Raw genomic sequence first — 3,815 nt, 5'->3', positions numbered from 1 at the left:
TGCTGCTCACCGGCGACAACCCGCGCGCCGCCGCCCGGCTGGCCGCCGAGGCCGGCCTCACCGTCGTCCGGGGCGGGCTGCTGCCGCACGAGAAGGCCGCCGCCGTCCAGGACCTCGCCGCCGCCGGCCGCCGGGTGCTGATGGTCGGCGACGGCGTCAACGACGCCCCCGCGCTGGCCGCCGCGCACACCGGCGTGGCGATGGGCCGGGCCGGCTCGGACCTCGCCCTGGAGACCGCCGACGCCGTCCTCGTCCGCGACGAGCTGGCCGCCGTCCCGGCCGTGGTCGCGCTCTCCCGGCGGGCCCGTCGGCTGGTGGTGCAGAACCTGGTGATCGCGGGGACCGCCATCACCCTCCTGGTCGTCTGGGACCTGGCGGGTACGCTGCCCCTGCCGCTCGGCGTCGCCGGGCACGAGGGCTCCACCGTGATCGTCGGCCTCAACGGCCTTCGGCTGCTGCGCGAACGGGCGTGGCGGCGGGCCCTGGGGAACGAGGAGGGCCGAGGAGCATGAGCCGTCGCGAACGCGAACGGACCGGTGGCGGTGGCAAGGCCGGCGGGAAGGGCGGCGGGAAGGCCGGCGGGCGCGGCCCGGTGTCCCCGGTCACCGTCACCGTCTGCCGGGGCTGCTGCTGCGGCACCCAGGAGAAGCACCCCGGCGTCGACCACGCCGGCCAGTACGAACGGCTGCGCGCGGCGGTCGGCGACGCCGGCCGGGTCCGCGCCGTCCAGTGCCTGGACACCTGCGCGCACTCCAACGTCGTCGTGGTCGGCCCCTCCAGCGAGGGCCGCGCGGCCGGCGGCCGGCCGGTCTGGCTGGGCTGGGTGCTGGCCGACGACATGATCGAGGAGATCGCCGAGTGGGTGCACGCCGGCGGCCCCGGCCTCGCCGACCCGCCGGGCGTGCTCGACCTCCAGCAGATCTCCGTCTCCCGCCGCGTCAGCGCGGGCCTGCCGGGCTGAACCGGCCTGAACCGGGCTGAGCAGGGCCCGCTCGGGAAGGACCGGCCAGCGCCTACCATGACCTAGGTTCCGACCCGGGAGGAAGACGATGACCACGGTCTGCCGCATCTGCGCGGGCACCGGCCGCACCGCCGGCCTCAGCTGCCGGACCTGTCAGGGCACCGGCACCACCGAGGTCGGCGGCGGCGGCGGCAACTGCTTCCTCTGCGACGGCACCGGCGTCTACGTCCGCTACCGGGTCGACGCCACCGGCGCCAAGCACGCCTACCGCGACGAGATCTGCCGCACCTGCGACGGCACCGGCAACCGGGCGGCGTCGCCGTGGGACGAAGCGTCCTGAGCGCTTCGCCGGGGCGGGGTCGATCAGGTGACGGTTGGTCTGAGCGGGTGCGTCCGCACACCGGTCAGCGTAGGTGAGTGGCCTTCAGGTGACCGTGTTCCGACGGTCTGCCGGACGCTACGACTATGGCTTCCCTCAACCGTCTGTTAGCCCGCGTCCGCCGAAAGGCCGCCGCCCTGGCACTGCCGTGCACCATCGTGTCGGCCCTCGTCCCCGTCCTGGCACTCGGCCCCGGCGCGGTGTCCGCCGAGGCCGCGACCCTGCCGGGCGGCCTGGGGCCCTGCATCCCCGGCAGCTGCCCCGACCCCTTCCCGCCGATCAGCAACGGCCCGATCGCCGGGCGGGACAACGCGATCAACATCTTCGTCGGCTCCGACTTCCTGGTCCGCGGCCGCGCCGCCGAGGCCGAGGGCCGGGTCGTCGTCCTCCACGACTTCGACCAGTCCAAGGACGTCGGCGCCAGCTCCATCTACAACATCGGCATCGTCGGCGCGGGCTCCCGGGTCCCCCCGCCGGACGGGGCGGACTTCCTCACCACCGGCGACGACGTCGTCATCACCGCCGGCCAGACCCTGGTGGCCGAGGGCGGCGTGGTCCGCTACGCCAGCACCGTCACCGGCAACGTGACCGGCACCCTCGTCCAGGATCCCAACGCCATCCAGCCCTACGCCGCCCTGCGCGACCAGCTCTCCGCCGCCTCCGACTGCTACGCCCGGGTCAACGGCGTGCCCCGCACCCCGACCGGCGTCGCCGTGAACGCGGGCTTCGAGACGCTGTTCACCGGTGACGGGGTGTCGCCGCTCCAGGTCTTCAACGTCGACTTCGACCTCGCCGGCCCGGGCGGCAGCCAGCAGGGCATCGCCTTCGCCAACATCCCGGCGGGCGCCACCATCCTGGTCAACCTGACCGGTGCAGTTCGGACCATCAACACGTACAGCGGCGACATCGCCGACACCGACCCGCTGAACGCCTACCGCGAGCGCCTGCTGTGGAACTTCCCCGACGCCACCACGGTCAACCTGGTGGGCACCGGCCAGTTCCAGGGCAGCATCCTGGCCGGCGAGCAGGCCTCGCAGACCACGGTCACCCTGCCCGGCGTCAACGGCCGCGTCTTCGTCACCGGCGACCTCACCCACACCAGCTCGCCCACCGGAGGCGGCGGCCAGGAGTTCCACGCCTACCCCTTCGACGGTGACCTGCCCGACTGCGCGGTCGCTCCGGTGACGGGCGAGGTACGGGTGCTGAAGACGGACGCGGTGACCGGGCTGCCGCTCGCGGGCGGTGTGTTCGAGCTGTGGGAGGAGACCAACGGGATCCCCGGTCTCCAGACCACCGGTGTCCTTCCCGACACCCAGGTGGGTACGCCCTGCACCACCGGCGCGGACGGCCTGTGCACCCAGACGGTGCCGGTCGGCACCTACTACTGGCGCGAGACCGCCGCACCACCGGGCTACCTCCTGCCGATCGACCCGGTCTTCGGCCCCCTGATCCTGACGGACCTGAACGCCCCGACGGGCGTGCAGGTGACCGCCCCGGACATTCCGCAGCCCGCGGTGACGGGTGAGGTGCGGGTGCTGAAGACGGACGCGGTGACCGGGCTGCCGCTCGCGGGCGGTGTGTTCGAGCTGTGGGAGGAGACCAACGGGATTCCGGGTCTCCAGACCACCGGTGTCCTTCCCGACACCCAGGTGGGTACGCCCTGCACCACCGGCGCGGACGGCCTGTGCACCCAGACGGTGCCGGTGGGGGTCTACTACTGGCTGGAGACCGCCGCTCCTCCCGGGTACGTTCTGCCGGCCGATCCGGTGTTCGGCCCGCTGGTCCTCACCCCGCTGAACGCGGCGGAGGGCGTGCAGGTGACCGCTCCCGATACCGCTCAGGTCCCGGTGACGGGTGAGGTGCGGGTGCTGAAGACCGATGCGGTGACGGGTGCCCCGCTTGCGGGCGGTGTGTTTGAGTTGTGGGAGGAGACGAACGGGATTCCGGGTCTTCAGACGAGCGGCGTGAACCCGGACACGCAGGTGGGTGCGCCGTGCACCACGGGTGTGGATGGTCTGTGCACCCGGACGGTGGATCTCGGTACCTACTACTGGCTGGAGACGGCCGCTCCTCCCGGGTATGTGCTGCCGGTTGATCCGGTGTTCGGTCCGCTGGTGCTGACGGCGGCCAACGCCGCTGAGGGTGTCCAGGTCACGGCTCCTGACGTGCAGCAGGTCCCGGTGACGGGTGAGGTGCGCGTACTGAAGACCGATGCGGTGACGGGTGCTCCGCTCGCGGGCGGTGTCTTTGAGTTGTGGGAGGAGACGAACGGGATTCCGGGTCTCCAGACCACCGGTGTCCTTCCCGACACGCAGGTGGGTGCTGCCTGCACCACGGGTGCGGATGGTCTGTGCACTCGGACGGTGGATCTCGGTACCTACTACTGGCTGGAGACCGCCGCTCCTTCCGGGTATGTGCTCCCTGCCGATCCGGTGTTCGGCCCGCTGGTCCTCACCCCGCTGAACGCGGCGGAGG

At 72.7% G+C, this 3,815-nt stretch carries 4 protein-coding genes; all 4 read left to right on the top strand.

Translation table 11 applies throughout. From position 1 onward, the window contains the following. On the top strand, positions 1-512 hold a 512-nt coding region (locus ABD308_RS34640), incomplete at its 5' end, for an HAD-IC family P-type ATPase (protein ID WP_344343855.1). Continuing rightward, complete coding sequence (locus tag ABD308_RS34635) at positions 509-961, top strand: (2Fe-2S) ferredoxin domain-containing protein (protein WP_344343853.1); 453 nt, start codon at positions 509-511, stop codon at positions 959-961. The genes ABD308_RS34640 and ABD308_RS34635, both read left to right, overlap by 4 nt. Before the next feature lie 88 nt (positions 962-1,049). Then, positions 1,050-1,301 (top strand): hypothetical protein, encoded by a 252-nt coding sequence (locus ABD308_RS34630; RefSeq protein ID WP_030302164.1) that lies wholly within the window; start codon positions 1,050-1,052, stop codon positions 1,299-1,301. 125 nt (positions 1,302-1,426) lie between these two features. Next, positions 1,427-3,815: choice-of-anchor A family protein (locus ABD308_RS34625; protein ID WP_344343849.1), on the top strand; the 2,389-nt coding region annotated here is incomplete at its 3' end.

It is taken from the genome of Kitasatospora putterlickiae (genome assembly GCF_039527695.1).
Lineage (GTDB): Bacteria > Actinomycetota > Actinomycetes > Streptomycetales > Streptomycetaceae > Kitasatospora > Kitasatospora putterlickiae.
Note: the sequence above shows the minus strand (reverse complement) of the source record. Positions and strands in the feature narration are given on the sequence as shown.